General features: G+C 44.3%; 18 protein-coding genes, 1 rRNA gene and 1 pseudogene. 8 read left to right on the forward strand and 12 right to left on the reverse strand.

Translation table 11 applies throughout. From position 1 onward, the window contains the following. Positions 1–4: 4 nt before the first annotated feature. Together DLM76_RS07145 and DLM76_RS07150 are read right to left on the reverse strand one after the other, a co-directional pair. Positions 5–214, reverse strand: coding sequence for a hypothetical protein (locus DLM76_RS07145; RefSeq protein ID WP_118954247.1), 210 nt, complete (start codon positions 212–214; stop codon positions 5–7). A 165-nt stretch (positions 215–379) separates the two neighbouring features. Next, on the reverse strand, positions 380–1,717 hold the full coding sequence (locus tag DLM76_RS07150) for an MFS transporter (protein ID WP_118954246.1): 1,338 nt from the start codon (positions 1,715–1,717) through the stop codon (positions 380–382). A 161-nt stretch (positions 1,718–1,878) separates the two neighbouring features. On the opposite strand from DLM76_RS07150, the gene DLM76_RS07155 reads away from it, so the two are divergent. Genes DLM76_RS07155 through DLM76_RS07165 form a run of 3 tightly spaced genes read left to right on the forward strand, consistent with a single transcriptional unit; the run spans position 1,879 to position 3,413 of the window. After that, positions 1,879–2,106, forward strand: a complete 228-nt coding sequence (locus tag DLM76_RS07155) for a (2Fe-2S)-binding protein (protein WP_167450738.1) — start codon at positions 1,879–1,881, stop codon at positions 2,104–2,106. After that, positions 2,103–2,759, forward strand: a complete 657-nt coding sequence (locus DLM76_RS07160) for a RibD family protein (RefSeq protein ID WP_118954244.1) — start codon at positions 2,103–2,105, stop codon at positions 2,757–2,759. Before DLM76_RS07155 ends, DLM76_RS07160 begins: the two co-directional genes overlap by 4 nt. A 21-nt stretch (positions 2,760–2,780) precedes the next feature. Beyond that, on the forward strand, positions 2,781–3,413 hold the full coding sequence (locus tag DLM76_RS07165; RefSeq protein WP_118964776.1) for a biosynthetic peptidoglycan transglycosylase: 633 nt from the start codon (positions 2,781–2,783) through the stop codon (positions 3,411–3,413). Positions 3,414–3,459: 46 nt separating this feature from the next. On the opposite strand, the gene DLM76_RS07170 is transcribed toward DLM76_RS07165, so the two are convergent. The 4 genes from DLM76_RS07170 to DLM76_RS07185 all read right to left on the reverse strand — a co-directional run bounded on the left by DLM76_RS07170 (position 3,460) and on the right by DLM76_RS07185 (position 6,422). Continuing rightward, a complete protein-coding gene (locus tag DLM76_RS07170) occupies positions 3,460–3,894 on the reverse strand; it encodes a c-type cytochrome (protein WP_241548196.1) in 435 nt (144 codons plus the stop codon). Between the two features lie 47 nt (positions 3,895–3,941). Then, positions 3,942–4,787, reverse strand: a complete 846-nt coding sequence (locus DLM76_RS07175) for a lysophospholipid acyltransferase family protein (RefSeq protein WP_118954242.1) — start codon at positions 4,785–4,787, stop codon at positions 3,942–3,944. 269 nt (positions 4,788–5,056) lie between these two features. Next, positions 5,057–5,173 (reverse strand): 5S ribosomal RNA (gene rrf / locus DLM76_RS07180). Positions 5,174–5,252: 79 nt separating this feature from the next. Continuing rightward, positions 5,253–6,422: a hypothetical protein gene (locus DLM76_RS07185; RefSeq protein ID WP_147455783.1), complete on the reverse strand. Its 1,170-nt coding sequence runs from the start codon at positions 6,420–6,422 to the stop codon at positions 5,253–5,255. 306 nt (positions 6,423–6,728) lie between these two features. Between DLM76_RS07185 and ppnP the strand changes: the two genes are divergently transcribed. Further along, complete coding sequence (ppnP, locus tag DLM76_RS07195) at positions 6,729–7,043, forward strand: pyrimidine/purine nucleoside phosphorylase (protein ID WP_118964779.1); 315 nt, start codon at positions 6,729–6,731, stop codon at positions 7,041–7,043. A gap of 178 nt (positions 7,044–7,221) precedes the next feature. Here ppnP and gcvP read toward each other — a convergent pair whose 3' ends face one another. From gcvP to gcvT, 3 genes are read right to left on the reverse strand one after another with little or no spacing between them, the layout of a single operon-like run. Continuing rightward, positions 7,222–10,116 carry an aminomethyl-transferring glycine dehydrogenase gene (gene gcvP, locus DLM76_RS07200; protein ID WP_118964780.1) on the reverse strand — a complete coding sequence of 965 codons (2,895 nt, stop codon included), beginning with the start codon at positions 10,114–10,116 and terminating at the stop codon, positions 7,222–7,224. Between the two features lie 39 nt (positions 10,117–10,155). Next, the gene (gene gcvH / locus DLM76_RS07205) at positions 10,156–10,548 is read right to left on the reverse strand and encodes a glycine cleavage system protein GcvH (RefSeq protein WP_118954237.1); all 393 of its coding nucleotides are present in this window, start codon (positions 10,546–10,548) and stop codon (positions 10,156–10,158) included. A gap of 18 nt (positions 10,549–10,566) precedes the next feature. After that, entirely contained in the window at positions 10,567–11,682 is a 1,116-nt protein-coding gene (gene gcvT / locus DLM76_RS07210; RefSeq protein ID WP_118954236.1) for a glycine cleavage system aminomethyltransferase GcvT, read from the reverse strand. 362 nt (positions 11,683–12,044) lie between these two features. On the opposite strand from gcvT, the gene DLM76_RS21685 reads away from it, so the two are divergent. Together DLM76_RS21685 and DLM76_RS22140 are read left to right on the forward strand one after the other, a co-directional pair. After that, positions 12,045–12,347, forward strand: coding sequence for an LA_0364 family Cys-rich lipoprotein (locus DLM76_RS21685; protein WP_118954604.1), 303 nt, complete (start codon positions 12,045–12,047; stop codon positions 12,345–12,347). Positions 12,348–12,585: 238 nt separating this feature from the next. Beyond that, positions 12,586–12,852: an LA_0364 family Cys-rich lipoprotein gene (locus DLM76_RS22140; protein ID WP_118964781.1), complete on the forward strand. Its 267-nt coding sequence runs from the start codon at positions 12,586–12,588 to the stop codon at positions 12,850–12,852. On the opposite strand, the gene DLM76_RS07225 is transcribed toward DLM76_RS22140, so the two are convergent. After that, on the reverse strand, positions 12,849–15,032 hold the full coding sequence (locus DLM76_RS07225) for a hybrid sensor histidine kinase/response regulator (protein ID WP_241548197.1): 2,184 nt from the start codon (positions 15,030–15,032) through the stop codon (positions 12,849–12,851). The genes DLM76_RS22140 and DLM76_RS07225 overlap by 4 nt on opposite strands. 190 nt (positions 15,033–15,222) lie before the next feature. Between DLM76_RS07225 and DLM76_RS07230 the strand changes: the two genes are divergently transcribed. Next, positions 15,223–16,977 carry a hypothetical protein gene (locus DLM76_RS07230; RefSeq protein ID WP_118964783.1) on the forward strand — a complete coding sequence of 585 codons (1,755 nt, stop codon included), beginning with the start codon at positions 15,223–15,225 and terminating at the stop codon, positions 16,975–16,977. Here the strand turns inward: DLM76_RS07230 and DLM76_RS21870 are convergent. Next, positions 16,967–17,776, reverse strand: a complete 810-nt coding sequence (locus tag DLM76_RS21870) for an AraC family transcriptional regulator (RefSeq protein WP_118954233.1) — start codon at positions 17,774–17,776, stop codon at positions 16,967–16,969. The two genes, DLM76_RS07230 and DLM76_RS21870, sit on opposite strands and share 11 nt — an antisense overlap. Before the next feature lie 163 nt (positions 17,777–17,939). On the opposite strand from DLM76_RS21870, the gene DLM76_RS07240 reads away from it, so the two are divergent. After that, positions 17,940–18,347 (forward strand): GFA family protein, encoded by a 408-nt coding sequence (locus DLM76_RS07240; protein ID WP_118954232.1) that lies wholly within the window; start codon positions 17,940–17,942, stop codon positions 18,345–18,347. A 137-nt stretch (positions 18,348–18,484) separates the two neighbouring features. Here DLM76_RS07240 and DLM76_RS21875 read toward each other — a convergent pair. Further along, positions 18,485–18,643, reverse strand: a pseudogene (locus tag DLM76_RS21875) (heme-binding protein); the annotation flags it as partial. Between the last annotated feature and the right edge of the window lie 11 nt (positions 18,644–18,654).

Below are 18,654 nucleotides of genomic sequence, written 5' to 3' on the forward strand. Positions count from 1 at the left end.
CACTTCACTTCTTAATTAAGAAGTCGCTGATGACCTTTTCTTCGGTCAGATATTTTTTGTTGAGATAAGAGATGGCGTAGTTGATAAAGCGGGGAATTTCCTTTCCGGCGTCGAGCAAATCCAACTTCGTCTGCGTCAATTCGTCGATCGTAGCTAGGGCTAGTCTTCGTTGACTCTGATGCGATTCGAATTCGTCTTCGGTTTGAAAGGCCATCTGAAATTCTTACCTTATGGAATCGTATCAGAATCCCGGGAAAAAAGCAAGTCTTCCCGGGAAGGAAGAACATAAACCTAACGGACTAACTTTCAGGATATGCCGGTGAAAGAAAATTCACTTTTCATTCAGCGTATCCCGTTCTAGGCAACGAACGATTTCGGTTTAGCTTTCCTTATACTCGATTGCAGTTTTGATTCCTCGTTCTTCATCGACTAAAAAGTTGATTAGGAGCGCGATGACAAAGAATACGCAGACGACTAAAAACGAGTTTCTGAGATCGAATAAAATCTGTAATCCTCCGACGGCAACGAGTCCGAACGCAGCGGCCACTTTTCCGGAAAGTCCCCAAAGTCCGAAGAATTCTCCCGATTTGGATTCGGGTGCGAAAAGACCCACGATCGCGCGGCTCGCGGATTGTGTCGCTCCGAGACCCGCTCCGGCAAACACGGTTGTTCCCACAAAAACCCATTGCTGCGTGGTCGGAATTCCGATGCCCACTAAGAATGCGGTCAGATCCTTTACCCAGTAGATCAGCAGTAGACAGGCAATCCATAAGAAAAGCGTAATATTGAAGGTCTTTTTCGCTCCGATCTTATCTTGAATGAAACCGAACACGATCGCGCCGATCGCCGCGAAAAGCTGAATCAAAAGAAACATCGCGATTTCGTGTTTTTCTTCCGTTTTAATTTCCTGCGCTCCGTAGATGAACGCAAAGCTGATTACGATTCCGAGCGCGGCCATCGCAAAAAACAACGAAACGAGATACAAAGCCATATCCCGGAACTTGTGGATTTCCTTCATCGTGGAAGTGACTCGATCGATTCCGATTTTGAGATAGGAAAGCCCTTCGGGTTTTTCTTTTCCGTCTGTGTATTCTCTTAAAAGAAGAAAGGTCGGAATTCCGGCGAACAAAAAGAAAAAGGCCGTATAAGGTCCGACCATGCGGAGGTTATCGAAATTCTCCAGCGTCTTTGGACCGAGCGTGTTGACTAACGCAACCGCCGCAATTCCTCCGAAGTAACCGATTCCCCAGGCATAACCGGAAATTTTTCCCAAATCTTCTTTCGGTCCGAGATACGGAAGAAAGCTGGATGCGAAGTTTTCCCCCGAGGCAAAAAAGAAGTTCGAAAAGATGATGAGGATGAATGCGAGAAGATATTGTCCCGGGGCGATTACGAACCAAAGTGCGCCCGTGGAAATGATACAAAAGACATAACTATAAAATAGGAACTGTTTCTTCCGAGCGGAATAATCGGTGATCGCACCGAAAATAGGTCCCGTTAAAACCACCAGCAAATAGGAGATCGCGAGGGCGATCGACCAGAGAAGATTTCCGTATTCGTATGGATTTTCCTGATTGGAGGAGGCAGGGACTACGAGTTGGCTGAAAACGATTCCGTATGTAACGCTGATGATGACCGTCGTATAGGATGAGTTCGCGAAATCGAACATGCACCACCCGAGAATTTCTCGGAAGGGGGCTCTTTTTATATCTTGCATGGCTTTCCTTTTGGGTTTTAGATCCGAAATTTCAAAAAAGGCTATTTTTCGGAAACCGGTTGTCAAATGAAAACCGCAAAAAATTTCTCTTGCAGAAGATTTTCAGACTCTTTAATCTGATTGGAAAACCGCTTTCTAACTGTCCAATTAAATAGAAGATTATGGATTCCTCTTTTTTCAGTCAAGTCGACCTGTGCCAACTGATGCGGCCACGCAAGGTTTGCGTATGCAATCAGGTTTCGGAAGAAGAACTCCTAACGTCGATCCGAAACGGAAACGATACCCTGGAAAAGCTCATGGACGATACGGGCGCTTCCACCGGTTGCGGAACCTGTATGGGATCGGTTCGTAAACTTCTGGCTCGGGAACTGAAAGTTCCGAGAGCATGACTTCGATTCCCAACGTAACAATCAACATGGCTATGACTTTGGACGGAAAAGTTTCCCGTCCGGACGGACGGTGGTACGGCCTTTCTTCCCGAAATGATAAGAAGAGAATGGATGAGATCCGTTCCAAAGCGGACGTTTTGATCTTAGGTAAGAATTCGATTCTCAACGACGATCCCGTGATTCATCTTAGATATGTCGAGAATGGAAACGATCCGAGACCGGTGATTCTCCTTCGATCCGGAACCTTGCCCGAAGACAAAAAAGTATTCCGTTTTTCTAAACAACCTCCGTTGATCTTTTGTTTAAACGGAAATTATTCGGCGGTTCGAGACAACCTTTGTTCGGTTGCGGAAATCATCCTTCTTCCGGGAGAGGATTTGAGCCCTCTCGAAGTTCTCAAACATTTATACGAGATGGGATATCGGGAAGCGCTTTTGGAAGGAGGTCCTTCCTTGAATGATTCTTTTTTTCGTTTGGATTTGATCTCGAGAATTTACGTCACGATCGTGCCGTTTTTAATCGGACAAAACGATCTGCCTTCGATCACCGGCGGTCACAAACAATACTTCGAATTCGATCGTAAAAAATGGGAACTCAAGTCCCATGATGCGATCGAAAATGAAGTTTTCCTAATGTACGAAAAAATTAAATAAGTTTAGAATTCACAAATCGTCATGAAACAGAAAGAACTTCTTTACACCTTCTTTTTGAGAGTTCTTCCGATTTTTTTCGCGGCAGTTCTTATCTACGAACAATTCTTTCCCGAACGGAAAATTTTGGTTCAACAGGATCGGTTGATCTATTTGCCGGATCAGAAAGAATCCGTTCCTTTGGAAGTGGAATGGGTTCGCCTCGGGGACATTCCGAAAGAATGGATTTCGTATACGGTTCAAGTGGAAGACAGAAGATTTTACTTTCACAACGGGTATTCGATTTCGGACATTCATTCCACTCTTGTTTCTTCCGTGTTGTTGTTTCGAAAGATGAGAGGCGCGAGTACGATCACGCAGCAGCTGGCTCGGACGCTTTTTCTTTCGAGGGAAAAATCCTTATCCCGAAAGTGGAAGGAAATTCAGATCGCCTCCACTTTGGAGGAAGAACTTGGAAAAGAAACGATCTTGGAATTTTATCTCAACAGCGTATATTGGGGAAGAGGCATGAACGGCTTGAATCAGGCTTCTCGCTATTATTTTAGAAAAAGGCCGGCCGATTTGGAGACGCCTCAATTCAAAGCATTGATCCAAATTCTAAAAAAACCGGACGCTTATACAAGAGAAGAAGTCATCGACCTCTCGAAAAGTTTATAAGAATTTTTTTGAATCGTTTTCAACTTAAAAGTCACCTCTACGGTTTTTAAAACCGTTCGATTCGTTTTACTAAAGCTCGAATCTGATCTTCGGACAGTTCGTCTTTGAAAGAAGGCATGGTTTGATTCTTTCCATCGCGAATCGTCTTAAAGATTCCTTCCCGCATTTTATTTCCTCCGAAAAAGAAACCCATCTTTAAACCGAAGCCGCTCAGTTTGCGCGGTTTCGGCGTGATTGAATCGTTCGGAGTTCCGTCCAAGCCGTGACATGCGGCACATTTTTGTTCCCATAAAAGATCCGCTTCTTCATCCGCGACTTTGCTATTGGATAATTCTTCCGTTCGAGTTTGCGAACTTTGGCAAGTGACGATAGAAAACAATACGATCATTACTAAAAAGAATGGAATCAACGGTAACAATATACGATCGGAAGAGAGAAGCGAAGGGCGTTGTGCTTTTGAGTTCGGTTTCGTTTGTTTCATGCTGATTGCCCGGTCTTTTGTTGAATCAAATCTTCGCTCACAATGAATCACGACTCACGAACCACGGTTCCCCATTGTTTGATATGAGTCACAACGAATCGGAGTAGGGTTTCTTGATTCTTTCTTGAATCATCCGTGGGTAAAAGAGGATCACCGAATTTGATGTTGATTTTGCGGTCTCTGAAAATTCTTCCGAGTTCCTTGATGATTCTTCCGTTTTCCCAAAAGTCGGTACGCAAAGCGACCGGGATCAACGGAACTTTTGCGCGCGCGGCGAGTTTGACCGCGATTGAATTGAATTCGGCCGGATTAAAATCCGTAGTTCGGGTGCTTTGCGGAAATACGATGATCGACATTCCTTGTTGCAAAAGTTTGGTTCCTTCTTCCAAGACCGCGACTAAGTCTTCCCGCGGATTGGTTCTTCCCACCGAAATCGGATTGCGAGAGCGCATGATCGGACCGAAAAGATTTCCCCGAGTCAGACTTTCTTTTACGACGAACGTAATGGGTTTGTATCTCGTAACAAAGGTCGGAAGTACGAACGTTTCCAAAGTGCTCATGTGATTTCCCGCGATCACGACCGGACCTTGCACGCTGAGAATTTTTTCGATTCCTTCCACGTTGATTTTGCCGCCGCAGCTTTCGATCAGATCTAAAATTTTTGCGGACGATTCGCACCAGCTGGCGTTATCATACAATCCGTCCAAAGCCAAACGTCTGCTTCTAAAAATTTCTTTAAAGTACCCATAATGAAAAGCGAGATCTGTTTCGCGGAAAATTAAATCCAGTACGGATCGTTTTTTATCGAGTGCGGTTTGATAAGAAATCGGAACTTCTTGATCGTATTCTAAGGGTTTGCAGAGATCCTTTCTTTGTAGCAGTCTCGTACTCATTGAGTTTCCTTTCGACGCCGAAGCGTGCGCGCAATTCTATTCGACATCTGGACAATGAAACTAAAAATCTTTACGCGAAGGAAAAGAGTTTCGTTCCGTTTTGAATTGCAATTCGTTCGTTTGAATGATGAGAACCAAATTTTAGGGCAGGGTTGCAAAATACGGAGATAAGAGATAACTTGAGAAACAGGAAATATTGAAAAAAGGGGAAGGTTTAAGGGATTTCGTCGTGATCGACGAACTTACGATTTTGATAAAATCGTAAGAAAACCCGGCAACGTCCTACTCTCCCATGCAGCGAACCACACAGTACCATCAGCGATGAGAGGCTTAACTTCCGTGTTCGGGATGGGAACGGGTGTGGCCCTCTCTCTATAGTCACCGGGAATCTTGAGGACATTGTTTTGTACTCGTTTGCTTTGTCATTCTTAAATTAAAAGAATGGAGGAATTTTTTAAACGGAATTCAAAGATTTTCAAAGCCGATTTTTTCTTCGTCCCATTGCATTCTTTCTTGGATCGCGAGTTCCGCAGCGAACAGATCCGCAAACCCGGGAGAATCCGGAAGCCAGGGCATAAGATGCCAAACTCCTAAAAGTTCTTTGTCGCCCGGAAGAACATACGCGCTCAAGGGAATCGTCTGAAGATTGAAGAGGAACGAAAGTTTTTCCTGAGAATTTTTTTCCGTGTCCTTCAGCGAAACGGTAAGTACGCTTTGATCGCCGGGAAGACGATTGGCTCTTACATGACGCACAACGTGTTTCGGAAAAAAGCGTTCCAAGTATAAAAAGTGCGACAGAATCGGCAGCGTTGTTCCGTATCGAATTCGTAAACCGGAGGAATTCGCGATCAGTTCCAAGCTTCTCGTCATTACGAAAACGAGCGCTAAAGTAAAAATTCCCAAAAACAAAACGGAGAAGGGAATCATAAAGAATAAAAAGATCGGATCGAAGTTGATCGGAAAGAAGACCGCCCCCCATCCCCCGTAGAAAATTCCGATCACAAGAAAAATCGTAAACTTTTCGCGAGAGGTTCGGCGTTTGACGAGCTCGATTCCGGTTCCGTTTTCTTTGGTAATCAACTTTAGAAATTTTGAATCCGGTTTTTGAGTTTCAAATCTTGTTGGAAATCGGGAGCCTTCGCTCGTTTTCAGATTTTGCTCCGAATCGTCCGAGATCGGAAGAGGAAACAAGGATCGAAACAAAATCAGATCCTTTTTTAATTCTTCGATTAAAGAATACGTTTCTAAAAGATAGTAAGCTCCGTCCGATTTTAAAAGAAACAAATCCCAGTATTTTCTTCTGCCGCTTCCCGAGGAAGAGGAAGTTCCCTGTGCGGACTCGACTCTTTTTTTGATCTTATAAGAGATGAACTCTCCCAAATCGATCGTTACCGTCGTTCGATCGGTTTCCGAAATCGAATACGTTCCTTTGGAAACGTCGATTTCTTCGCTTAGGATCGAATCTTTGGTTTTTCGATAAGTTCGAATCGATGAAAACAAGAGATAGGAAAAGGAAAAACAAAAGAATACTATAAAACTCGGCGTAGCGTACTCTCCCTTTTCGAATTGTAAAGCCGCGTATCCGAGAGCCCCGATGGAAAAGAAAAATACGAAGACCAATAGAAAGAGCATCATACATCCGATTAGGCCATTGAATCGATAAGGATTACCCGATTTTTTTAGGGCGCGCGAAGTTTCGAAATTCCAGGATGACAAAGGATACCTCGTATTTTTAGAAATTTATAATATATGGATTCGTTTCCGATTTGAAAAATTAAGAACAATAAATTATTTCGTTTTGGGGTTCGGTCAAGCAGTAAAACCGTCCCTTTACGCTTCGGATTTTTCATCCGAAACGCCGATTCTTTCGTTTTAAAGTTGTATCCTTCACGCTTTCCTTTGGAAGCCTTGCAGATAAAGGCTAAGAAGATTGGAGGCTGCATGGCGCAGTTTGAAAACGTCACCGTAATTAAAAAAGCGAACGTCTACTACGACGGAAAAGTAACGAGCCGAACCGTTCTATTTCAAGACGGAAGCAAAAAGACCTTGGGAATTTTGATGCCGGGTCAATACGATTTCGGAACCGATGAAAAGGAAATTATGGAAATCCTGGACGGGGAAATGCTCGTGAAACTTCCGGGACAGGATTCTTGGAAAGAAATCAAAAGCGGTCAATCCTTTGAAGTTCCGGCGAAGTCCAGATTTCAAATGGATGTAAAAAAGATCAGCGACTATTGCTGTTCTTACATCGCTTAATCGAACGATTTGAATCTTTGAATCGAGAATCGATTCGGACTTAGTCGAGTCGACTTTTCCAAATAAAAAAGCCGAGGTTGTCCTCGGCTTTTTTGTGTAACGACGATTTGCTCGAAGTGCGATATTCGTCCGTTTCCGCTTTCCCTTGCGAATAGGTGAAACGACTTCGCTTAACAAATCATTGATAACTTTCGATCGGCAAACAGGAACAAACGAGGTTTCTGTCTCCGTAAACGTTATCCACTCTTCCCACATAAGGCCAGAACTTATGATCTCTGAGCCAAGAAGCGGGATAAGCCGCGCGTTCTCTCGGATACAAATGGTCCCAACGATCGGAAGTCACCATCGCCGCTGTGTGCGGAGAATTTTTCAAAGGATTGTCCGTTTTATCGAGCGCTCCGTTTTGAACATCCATAATTTCCTGATGAATGAGCAGCATCGCTCCGCAGAAACGATCCAACTCTTCTAAGGACTCGGATTCGGTCGGCTCGATCATCAAGGTTCCAGGAACGGGGAAGGACATCGTAGGTGCGTGAAATCCGTAGTCGATCAATCTCTTCGCCACGTCTTCGACTTCGATTCCGGCGGTTTTTTTGAACGGTCTTACGTCCAGAATACATTCGTGAGCAACAAAGCCGTTCTTTCCTTTGTAAAGAACCGGATACGCTTTTTCCAAACGTTTTGCGATGTAGTTTGCGTTTAGGATGGAAGTCTGAGTCGCATTTCTCAATCCTTCTTCACCCATAAGTGCGATGTATGTCCAAGAGATCAATACGATGCTCGCGCTTCCCCAGGGAGCAGCGGAAACCGCTCCGTGTTCGTTGCCGGTTGCGTTGTCCACAAGCACGTGTCCGGGTAAGAATGGAACAAGATGTTTTGCGACTCCGATCGGACCTACGCCCGGACCGCCACCGCCGTGAGGAATGCAAAAAGTCTTATGAAGATTGAGATGGCAAACGTCCGCGCCGATTTCTCCGGGGCTTGTTAATGCGACCTGCGCGTTCATATTCGCGCCGTCCATATACACCTGACCGCCGTGAGCGTGAACGATCTGACAGATTTCCTTTACGGATTCTTCGAACACGCCGTGAGTAGAAGGATAGGTGATCATCAATGCGGCGAGATCGTCTTTGTGTTCTTCCGCTTTCGTTTTGAGATCATCCAGATCCACGTTTCCATTTTGATCGCAGGAAACGACCACGACTTTGAAACCCGCCATCGCCGCGCTCGCAGGGTTGGTTCCGTGAGCGGAAATCGGAATCAGGCAAACGTTTCTATGAGCTTCTTTTCTACTTTCGTGATATCTGCGAATCGCTAAAAGACCCGCGTATTCTCCTTGAGAACCCGCGTTCGGCTGAAGGGAAACTCCCGCAAATCCTGTGATTTCGCAGAGCCATTTTTCCAGTTGTTCAAAGATAACTTTGTATCCCTTGGTTTGATCCGCAGGCGCGAACGGATGGATCGCACCGAACTCCGGCCAAGTGACGGGATACATTTCCGTGGTCGCGTTGAGTTTCATCGTGCAGGAACCGAGAGGAATCATCGACGTAGTCAAAGAAAGATCTCTGGATTCGAGTTTACGGATATAACGAAGCATCTTCGTTTCGGTATGATGCGATTGAAAAATCGGATGGGTCAGGTAAGAAGTGTTTCTTTTGAAAGAATCGGAAACGTTCGGAGCGGCTGCGAAACTTTTTTCGATATCCACATTCTTCACTTCGAAAATTTCGAATAGGTCGTCGAGGTCAGTAACGTTTACGGTTTCATCTAACGCGACTCCGATTCTACCGTCCTGATATTCTCTCAGATTGATCTTTTTGGAGCGCGCTTTGTTTAAAATTTCCTTCGCCTTTCCGCCCGTTTGAATCGTAAGCGTATCAAAGAAAGAATCGTTCGTGATCGTAAATCCCGCCGATTTCAACGCGCTTGCAAGAACCGCGGTGAATTTATGAATGCGAGTCGCGATATTTTTCAGGCCTTCCGGTCCGTGATAAACCGCATACATGGAAGAAATCACCGCAAGCAAAACCTGCGCCGTGCAAATATTGCTCGTCGCTTTGTCCCTGCGGATATGCTGTTCTCTGGTTTGAAGAGAAAGTCTGAGTCCGGGATTCCCTTGCGAGTCTTTGGAAACTCCGATCAATCTTCCCGGCATGCTGCGTTTGAATTCGTCTTTCGTTGCGAAGTAGCCCGCGTGCGGTCCTCCGAATCCGAGAGGAAGTCCGAATCTTTGGGAAGAACCGATCGCGATGTCCGCGCCCATTTCTCCCGGAGATTTCAAAAGCGTCAGAGATAAAAGATCGGCTGCGACGGTCGATACCGCCCCCACGTTATGCGCTCTTTGAATAAAGGAAGTATAATCGATTACGTTTCCGTCGGTCGCGGGATATTGCAGAAGAATTCCGAAAAAGTCTTCGTTGAGTTCGACCGATTCGTGATTTCCGATTTCCACTTCGATTCCGAGAGGATTCGCTCTGGTTACGACGACGTCGATCGTCTGCGGATGACAAAGTTCCGACACGAAGAACTTTTTTGCGGTCTCGTTCTTACGAACGGAATACGCAAGAAACATCGCTTCCGCAGCGGCGGTTCCTTCGTCGAGAAGGGAAGCGTTCGAAATTTCCAAACCGGTCAAATCGATGATCATCGTCTGAAAGTTCAGGAGCGCTTCGAGACGGCCTTGAGAAATCTCCGCCTGATAGGGAGTATAAGCCGTATACCAACCCGGGTTTTCGAGAATGTTTCTTTGAATCACACCGGGAACGATACAGGCGTTGTAGCCGGCTCCGATGTATGAACGAAAGACCTGATTCTGAGACGCGATGAGTTTCAGATCCTGAAGAATCTCGTGTTCCGTGGAAGCTTTCGGCAACTCCAGATTCTTCTTTAAACGAATTCCGGCCGGAACCGCTTTGGAAATCAGTTCTTCCAGAGAAGATAACCCCAACTCTTTCAACATTTCGGCGGTTTGTTGCGGATCCGGACCGATATGCCGTCTCGGAAAAGTGTCCAACGGACCCGTGCTTACCTTGGAAAGATCTGTGTTGGATTGGTTTTGAAGAGTCGAGTTCATAATTACCTTCTGCTAAATTCTCTATATTAGACTTTTCTGTTATTCGAGTCCGGCGACGAGCGTCTTATATTTTTCCGGACTGAGAAGTTTTTCCAACTCGGCGGTCGAAAAACCTTTTACCTTAATCATCCAGGAATCGAACGGTTTTGCGTTTACGTCGCCCGGATTTTTGGAAAGGGCCGGATTGGATTCTACGACTTCTCCGCCGATCGGAGCGTAGAGGTCTTCCGCGGCTTTTACGGATTCGATGGTTCCGAAGGTTTCGAATTGTTTGATCGACTTTCCGGCTTTCGGAAGATCCACGAATACGATATCACCGAGCGCCGATTGAGCGAAGTCCGAAATTCCGATGAGAGCGATGTCTCCTTCCACTTTTACCCATTCGTGTTTTTCCGAGAAAAGATATCCTGCGGGTGCTTGCGTTTCTGCCATGATCCGTTGTTTCCTGATTTAGTTTTTTCTGATGCTGCCTGGGATAAAAGGCTTTGTCGTTATGATAGCTTGTTTGGGTTGCTCGCGGATTTCAATCTGAATCGGTTCGCCATCCTTGATTTTTTCGGCCCGGATCAAAGCCAAACCGATTCCCTTCTTTAAGGAAGGGGAGAATGTTCCCGATGTGGTTTTTCCGATTTCGTTTCCTTGAGAATCGAGAACGCGGAAATTCTCGCGGGGAACGCCGGCTTCCGTTAATTCGAAGGCGACGATTTTGGACGGAACTCCGTTCTTCTTTTGGGAAAGAATCTTATCGGAGCAAAAGTAGGATTGTTCCTTTTCCTTTACGATCCAGCCGATTCCCGATTCGATCGGGGTCCAAAGGTCGTTGAGTTCATGTCCGTATAAAGGATACTTCGCTTCGATTCTCAGAGTGTCTCTCGCGCCGAGTCCGCAAGGAAGAAGTCCTTGTTCTTTACCGAATTCCAAAAGGCCATTCCAGAGTTTTAGTCCTAAAGGGATGGAAGAATAAATTTCAAAACCGTCTTCACCCGTATAACCGGTTCGAGAAACGATGATCTCTTCCCCTTCGTGTTGAAGCAGAGCGAAGTGATAATACTTGATCGAATCCAATTCTCTCCCTAAGAATTTCGAAAAGATTTCGTTGGCCTTCGGACCTTGCAGGGCGATTTGATGCCAACGCAGGCTTTGATCTTCCACCTTTACGCCGGATGAGGGAAGATGTTTGAGAAGATGAGCGGCGACCGCTTCGTAATTGGAAGCGTTCGAACAGATCATATATTTTTCGGGGGAGAATTTGTAGATCGTAACGTCGTCCACAAGTCCGCCTTGTTCGTTGAGAACGGCATTGTATTGGACTTGAAAGTCGTTCAAAGAAGAAACGGCGTTGCAAGTGACCGATTCCAAAAAACTGAGAATCGCTTTCGCTTCTCCGGTCACGAAAATTTCGCCCATATGAGAAACATCGAAAAGACCGGCCGCTTGACGCGTCGCGTTGTGTTCCGCGATAATTCCCGAATATTGAACGGGCATGTCCCAGCCTCCGAATGGAATCATTTTGGCGCCGAGCGCGCGATGGGTTTCATAGAGCGGTGTTTTTTTATCTTGGGACATAAAGCTTTCCGGGTACCAATTTTTACTAGTTCCGTATAGGGACAAATGGATTTTTGGGTAAATTTTTCCCAATTCGCGGCCGAAAGCGGATTTTGAGCCCGATTTTAAGAGTGAAATTTACTGGAAAAGACGCGGCTATTTGCGAAACAAACCTTCTGATTCTCTATTCTTAGGAATGAAATGAGAGACCCGTTTGTATCCTTCCGATCTAAAAATGAAGACATTGAATGGGAAAAATTCGACACGATTAGAATAGAAAATTAATTTACTTTAATATTCTTTAATTTTGAAAATTCATATTTCAGGCCCGAGTTTGTAATTAATTTATTGCCTTTTTGTATGAATTTTCAATGGTTCCTTTTATGAAAAAGATCTATATTGTTGTGTTAGTGATGACTTTTGTCGCCTTTGTTTCACACTGTTCTGAGATATCCCCTCGTCAGAAATGTTACGAGGATAATTATTGCAAGTCCGCCGAATCGGATTGTATCGCAGGCTCTTTGTTGATTTCATCCTTGCTCGCGAATAACTCAAGCGGTTCCAGTTCGAGCTCATCGAATACAAGTTCATCGAATTCTTTTTTGAGTGTTTTATTTAGCCCCATTACTTGTATAGGCGCTAAAGCGTCTTGTGAAGCGGATTGCGATAAGAAACATCCGTTTTGATATGGTTGATTTCTTTTTGCATCGTTTAAAAGCGGTGCAGAAAGAAATTGAATCAGTTCATGATCCGTTCTATGGGACCGGAGGTGCAATCGAATAGAACGGAAGAAGTTTTTTTAGTGAGTGTCCCTTATGCAAATGTGGAAAAATTGCGGCCTCTTTACGGTTCAGCTTATAATTAGATGCAGAAAGAATAATATACTTCCTTGATTGAAGATCGGATTCGTAATACGATCGAATTATGAATAAAATATCAATCCTCCATTTTTGGCTTTTGTTGGTTTTTTTTGCCGTCTCCTGTAATCAAGTAACTTCTAAAGAACGTTGTGAAAACACGTGCAAAGAACGGTCGCAGCTTTGTTTTTCGGCTTTGATCTTAAGAAATTCTTCCGCTTCGGTATCGAATCAAAGTCTGAATCCGGCAGCGGATGCGATTGCGAACTGTTCTGTCTTTTACAATTTATGCGAAACCGATTGTAAACTGAAGGATAAGTATGGAGAGAATTAGGCGATTTTTAAAGTTTCCTGAATGATCGTTTGAACAGCTTCTATTTTATAAGGTTTGTCTAATATGCTGACGACGCCTTGTTCCAATAATTTCTCCTTCTTATCCCGTTCTATATGACCGGAGGTGACGATCACCTTAATGGAAGGAGTTATTCTTTTTAGATGAGTAAAAAGGATATCGCCGTTCATTTCGGGCATTCCCAGATCCGTAATGACCAAATCGATTTTGTCTTTCGAATTCTGATAGAGTTCCAAAGCTTGTTTTCCGCTGTTCGCCGAAAAAACTTTGCAGCCCGATAACTCCAAAATATCTTTGAGAACGTCTAAAACCATAATTTCGTCGTCTACAATCAATACGTTCGCACTCAGTCGGGTTTGTTTTTTTACTTTATCCGTATCGGCGACTTCGCCCGAGGTAACGGCCGGAAAGAATAAAGAAAATTTCGTTCCATGATTGGGGAAGGATTCGACGTCGATAAAGCCGAAATGATTTTTAGTGATCGTATCCACGATCGAAAGACCTAAGCCGGTTCCTTTTCCACGCTCTTTAGTCGTAAAGAAGGGTTCGAAAATTTTCGACTTCGTTTCTGAATTCATTCCTCTTCCCGTGTCCGAGACTTGAATAGAGACGTATCGGTTGGCGGTTCCGGAGATGAATTTCTTACGAACTTCTTCTCCCGTAACGACGCTTTCTTGAATCGTAATTTTGCCGCCGTCGGGCATCGCGTCTCTCGCGTTCAACGCCAGGTTAAGAATCACTTGATGAAGATGTCCGCTGTCGCCTAAGATGATTCCTTTTGTCAGATCGATTTTCGTTTCGATCGAGATGTTTTTCGGAAGCGAAAAAGCAAGAATATCAGTTACTTCTTTGATGATATGCGAAATGGAAATCGGTTTGAGTTCGGAGGAGCCCGGCCTTGAAAAAAGAAGAAGCTGTTTGGTGATCGAGCCTCCGCGTTTTGCAGCTTCTATGATTCTATTTATGTGTTTATTCAAATCGGAATTTTTATCGATCCGGAGTTCCATAACTTCCGCGCTTCCGAGAATCATCGTGAGTAAGTTATTGAAATCGTGCGCGATTCCTCCCGCAAGAAGGCCGATGCTTTCCATTTTTTGTGCTTGTCTTACGATCTCTTCGGTCACCTTTCTTTCGGAAACGTTTCTAACGATTCCTTGAATAAACCCGTTTTCCAAATAACGCGCGTTGATTTCCACGGGAACGATGCTTCCGTCTTTGCGGACCAATCTTCTTTCGGTCAAAACCGGCTTTCCGGTTTTCAAATCGTTTACTCGAAGAGGTTGTTTTTTTAGATCCTCGGGTTCGATCACATCCCATAGATGAAGTTTTAGAAATTCTTCCTTCGTATAACCTAACAGTGCACAGCCGCTCGGATTGATTTCGACGTATCTTCCTTCCCGATCCGTAAGAAAGATCGTATCAGAAGCTTGTTCCACAAGGGAACGATAACGCGCTTCGCTTTCCGTTTTAAGGTCTTCGATTCTTTTTCTTTCGATCGCAATACCGGCGATATGAGCCAGAGAATGAATCAATCTTAGATCCAGCTCCGACGGACGTTTCGGTTCGTAATAATAGAGCGCGAACGTTCCTAATACTTGTTCGCTGGGAGATACGATCGGATGAGACCAGCAAGCGCGCAGATGAAATCGGTTCGCAGTGTCCCTATATCTTAGCCAAAGCGGATCGTTTTGTATGTCTTCGACGACGACGAGTTTTTTCGTATAAGCCGCCGTTCCGCAAGAGCCGCAGTCCGGACCGATTCTTTCTCCATCCACGAAATCGCAGTATTCTTTGGGAAGGCTCGGCGCCGCACAATGTCTGAGAGTGACTCCATCGTGGTCGATTAACAAAATGCTTGCGTGAATATCGGAACTGTATTTTTCGATCGCTTGAGCCAAAGTAAAAAGAATTTCGGAAAGAGAATGTCCGGCGGAAAGATCTTCAAAAACCTGAAAGAGATGATCCAAAAGAACTTCGATCTTTTTCTGTTCTTCCAAATCGGAAAGAGCCAACCATCCTTTCGCTAAGAATAAATTCCGAAGGAAGGACTTAAGCGACGCAATAGGAGACAATAAGAATCGAAAGAAGGAATCGAAGAATGTGAAACGAAAGCCCGATTCTTTTTTGGAAAACGTGGTAGAGTCCATATACTGATGAATCATATCGAGTCGCGCTCAATGAGAAAAAAACGATACCACAGAATTCGAAAAAGGAAATCCGAAAGGGAAATTTCTTGCCATTTCCTATAAAAAACCCGGCGCATTTAGAACGAGTTTAAGATCCATTAAACCGAAATCAAATCTGCGTTTATTTCTTTGCAAAGAAGTCGATTTGCGGTCCGATAGACCGGAGATGAGCTGTATCTTTTGCAAGAATGGTGAAACGACTTTTTTCAGAAGGGTAACTCTGAGCGGAGACCGCTATTCATACGATTTTCCGATTCGAGATATTGTCGAACACGGGGCTCAGGTATTCCCCGACATTTATAAATGCAAAACCTGCGCTTCTTTGTGGGTCATTCAAAGCAGGGGAACGGGCGATCCAAGATCCACGTATCCCGAGTTTTATATTCAGGAAGCGAAACTGCTCGAGGGCAAGGAAAAAGAGATCGTGGAAAATCCGACTCTCGATAAACTTCTTGCGATCCGATTCGACGAAAAGCAGATTCTTCCCTACGGTTTCGCTGTATCCTGCCTTCAAAAGATAGAGCACGACGAACGAAAAACATTAAAGAAATTGTATATGGAAAGACCGATCGATCTTGATAATTCGATCAAGTATTGGTTGGAAACGTGGTTTTCCGAGAATTTTCCGGAAGAACATAAAAAAATAACCGAACAAGGATTTCACGACGGCGCTGTTTCGATCCTTACTCTTCCGAAAGGAACGCAGACGATCGAAAGTTGTTCCATCAATGCGGATCGAATCGTTCTTTGGACTGCGGAAGAGGAAGAAAAACACTATTTAAGTGCGATCGAAGTCAAGACCGGGAACGTATTATGGAAAACGAATATTCTTCCTCCGTTTCAAAGCGGTCCGAAAGCGCCGATTTTGTTTTGGAAAGCCGGATATGTTTGTTCTTTGCACGGAGTTCAGGAAACTCCGTTTTCCCTTTTGGATCGTCCCGATAAGCTGCTTGTTCACGATTTAAACGGAAAAAAGTTGGGAGAATTCCTTCTGCAATTTTCCTGCTACGAAGTCGATCCGACCAAGGAGCGGGATTATTCGGAATGTAGAACGGTCCATAACTTTGATGTAACGATTCATCAAGACATTCTCTATTTGGCGAAGGACCGCTCCATCGTCGTTTATGATCTTCTCCGGCAAAAAGAAATCCGCGTATTGGATCTTCCCAACGGAGAAATTTTTTCGGGGAGGATGTTGTTCGACGAAACGGGGAATCTGATACCGATCACGATGAAAGGATTTTGCATGTTCGATCCCCAGTTTAAGCCGTTGGCGGATTGGAAATCATTCGCGCATCCTGTTTGGATCGACGAACGCTGGAATGCGTTTTATTATTATGCGAAGATCGAAAATCCGCAAAGAAACGGCTTGATCGAGTTTAAGGAAAAACAGGATAGCGGCGTGGAGTTGATTCATTTTTTGAACGCTCCTCCGTTGAATTTCGACGAGGGTTATCTTTTTTGTTTCGGTTACGATAAGACCTATTTCACCGATCCGGAATTTCGGATCGTAAAAATATACGATAAGACTTGTACCGATATCTTAGGTCCGCACAAAAGTCAGAATCCGAATCTCCCCGTTTTTTTAACCGAGGATCGAATCGTCTTTGCGGAGGATTATAAACACGTCACTATTTTAAACCGAAATGGAGAATGGACCGCAGAATATCCGATTCAAGGCGAACTCAGAAAGTTCTTCACCTTTGACGGAAAGAATATCGCGTTTGTCGAATATGTTTACGACGGCTACGGAGCGGAGAATCGATTTCTTTTGACGGTTTTAGGACCGGACGGAGAGCTAAAGCGTAGGATTCTTTTGAGAACCTTGGACGGTTTTAATATTTGTTTCGAAGCGTATTTGACTTTCGTTTACGATTTTAAATTGATGAGGATCGATCTTGCGGAAAACCCTAATCCTTGAACTTTAGCTGTTTTGAATATTGTTCCGGCGAAATTCCCACCATGGATTTAAAATCCCGTATAAAATGGGATTGGTCGAAATACCCCAACTCCAATGCAAGTCTCGTTCCGTCTATGTTTTCCCCGTTTTCCAGCCGTTCCGCGGCTTCGTGCAATCGATAGCGTTGAATCACCCATTTCGGACTTACTCCCACATAACGATGAAATTGCCTTTGTAAGGTCCGCAGGTTTACGTCGAATTTTCTGGCGACGTCGTCCGCCTTCAAAATATCGCTTTGTTTCAGAATGAAATCTACGACTTCTTGAACCCATCGCACGTTCGGATCTTCTTTCGGCGGTTTTGAAAATAGAAGCGTTTCCGTTTGTTCGATTCGCTGCTCGTCGTTTTCAGCGAATAAAATTTTCTCTTCCAATTCAGAAGTTTTGATCGAAAAGACGGACTCGATCGGAATCGAACGATTGGTAAACGAATACATCGGTTTTTTAAAAAACGGGTAAAAGCCGCCGGGTTTGAATTTGATTCCCCACACAGAACCCTTATCTTCCAGCAACGTGGAGAATCTTCCCTCAATGATTCCTTGAATTCTTGATTTGCCTTTTTCTAAAACGAGATGGACGCTCGGATGAGGAAGCGTTTGCGCAAGATACGGTTCCTTGCCTCTGAGGTCCCAACGAACTGTCCAGTAATGTTCGATCAAATGCTGAAGATGATTTCCCGGAGTATATCGAAAATGTTCCGAGTGAATGAGTGTATCGGACGTTTTTAATATTCCTCTCGGTTTGTCCTTTTTAATCTTCATCTTGGGTGTCGGTGATATATGACAGTTTTTGGCAACTTTGAAAAAACTAAGGTCAAACCGAATAAATCTTTTTAATGCGAAGAAACTTTTGAACTTGAAGGCGCTTTTCATCTATGACATTCTGATTTTAGGAAGGAAATGTCAATCATTAAGGAAATCGAATATGTCTTTAAAAAAATATAACGGAAGTTGTCATTGCGGTAAGGTGAGTTACGAGGTGGAACTGGATTTGTCGAAAGGAAGTTCCAAATGCAATTGTTCCTTTTGTTCCAAGGTGAGAAATTGGAGCGCAATCGTAAAACCGGAAGCGTTCCGAATGCTTTCGGACGAAAAAGAATTAGGAAGTTATCAATTCGGAACGATGAGCGCTACGCATCATTTTTGCAAAAACTGCGGAATCAGAACGTTTACTCGAGGTTATATCGAGGAGATCGGAGGGGCTTTTGTAAGCATTAGTTTATCCACACTAAATAACGCCGAACCTTCGGAATTGATTGCATCTCCCGTCTGGTATGCGGACGGACTTCACAACAACTGGGGTTCGCAACCGGCAGAAATCAGACATCTTTAATAAGAATTGACTTCAATCCGATCGTATCGAGTTTTCTTTACGCGTTTTCAATGATGTAAACCGATGAATCGCAAAGCCCTAGTCCGGAATCTTCTTTCACCAAACAAGAATTTGGCGAAAGAAGGGAGGATTCGCCATTCTCGAACGGCTTCCGAACCTCTGCGAGCCGCTTGACCGTCCTGGATCGAAGTTCCACCGGAAACACCGATGGCTCCCGCGATTTTTCCGTCGATCAGAATCAGTTCTCCTCCTTCCAGAGGATATACTCCCGGTAAACCGAGAATTCTTAATCCGATTCACGCCGAGA

The organism is Leptospira yasudae (assembly GCF_003545925.1).
GTDB lineage: Bacteria > Spirochaetota > Leptospiria > Leptospirales > Leptospiraceae > Leptospira > Leptospira yasudae.

What these genes read in the sequence shown, in the direction of transcription:
- DLM76_RS07175 (WP_118954242.1), bottom strand. Translation starts at nt 4,787, where the DNA reads ATGAGTACGAGACTGCTACAAAGAAAGGATCTCTGCAAACCCTTAGAA.
- DLM76_RS22140 (WP_118964781.1), top strand. Translation starts at nt 12,586, where the DNA reads ATGAATAAAATATCAATCCTCCATTTTTGGCTTTTGTTGGTTTTTTTT.
- gcvH (WP_118954237.1), bottom strand. Translation starts at nt 10,548, where the DNA reads ATGGCAGAAACGCAAGCACCCGCAGGATATCTTTTCTCGGAAAAACAC.
- DLM76_RS07225 (WP_241548197.1), bottom strand. Translation starts at nt 15,032, where the DNA reads ATGATTCATCAGTATATGGACTCTACCACGTTTTCCAAAAAAGAATCG.
- DLM76_RS07150 (WP_118954246.1), bottom strand. Translation starts at nt 1,717, where the DNA reads ATGCAAGATATAAAAAGAGCCCCCTTCCGAGAAATTCTCGGGTGGTGC.
- DLM76_RS07185 (WP_147455783.1), bottom strand. Translation starts at nt 6,422, where the DNA reads ATGATGCTCTTTCTATTGGTCTTCGTATTTTTCTTTTCCATCGGGGCT.
- DLM76_RS07165 (WP_118964776.1), top strand. Translation starts at nt 2,781, where the DNA reads ATGAAACAGAAAGAACTTCTTTACACCTTCTTTTTGAGAGTTCTTCCG.
- DLM76_RS07160 (WP_118954244.1), top strand. Translation starts at nt 2,103, where the DNA reads ATGACTTCGATTCCCAACGTAACAATCAACATGGCTATGACTTTGGAC.
- DLM76_RS07230 (WP_118964783.1), top strand. Translation starts at nt 15,223, where the DNA reads ATGAGCTGTATCTTTTGCAAGAATGGTGAAACGACTTTTTTCAGAAGG.
- DLM76_RS07170 (WP_241548196.1), bottom strand. Translation starts at nt 3,894, where the DNA reads ATGAAACAAACGAAACCGAACTCAAAAGCACAACGCCCTTCGCTTCTC.
- DLM76_RS07240 (WP_118954232.1), top strand. Translation starts at nt 17,940, where the DNA reads ATGTCTTTAAAAAAATATAACGGAAGTTGTCATTGCGGTAAGGTGAGT.
- DLM76_RS07145 (WP_118954247.1), bottom strand. Translation starts at nt 214, where the DNA reads ATGGCCTTTCAAACCGAAGACGAATTCGAATCGCATCAGAGTCAACGA.
- gcvP (WP_118964780.1), bottom strand. Translation starts at nt 10,116, where the DNA reads ATGAACTCGACTCTTCAAAACCAATCCAACACAGATCTTTCCAAGGTA.
- ppnP (WP_118964779.1), top strand. Translation starts at nt 6,729, where the DNA reads ATGGCGCAGTTTGAAAACGTCACCGTAATTAAAAAAGCGAACGTCTAC.
- DLM76_RS21870 (WP_118954233.1), bottom strand. Translation starts at nt 17,776, where the DNA reads ATGAAGATTAAAAAGGACAAACCGAGAGGAATATTAAAAACGTCCGAT.
- DLM76_RS21685 (WP_118954604.1), top strand. Translation starts at nt 12,045, where the DNA reads ATGAAAAAGATCTATATTGTTGTGTTAGTGATGACTTTTGTCGCCTTT.
- gcvT (WP_118954236.1), bottom strand. Translation starts at nt 11,682, where the DNA reads ATGTCCCAAGATAAAAAAACACCGCTCTATGAAACCCATCGCGCGCTC.
- DLM76_RS07155 (WP_167450738.1), top strand. Translation starts at nt 1,879, where the DNA reads ATGGATTCCTCTTTTTTCAGTCAAGTCGACCTGTGCCAACTGATGCGG.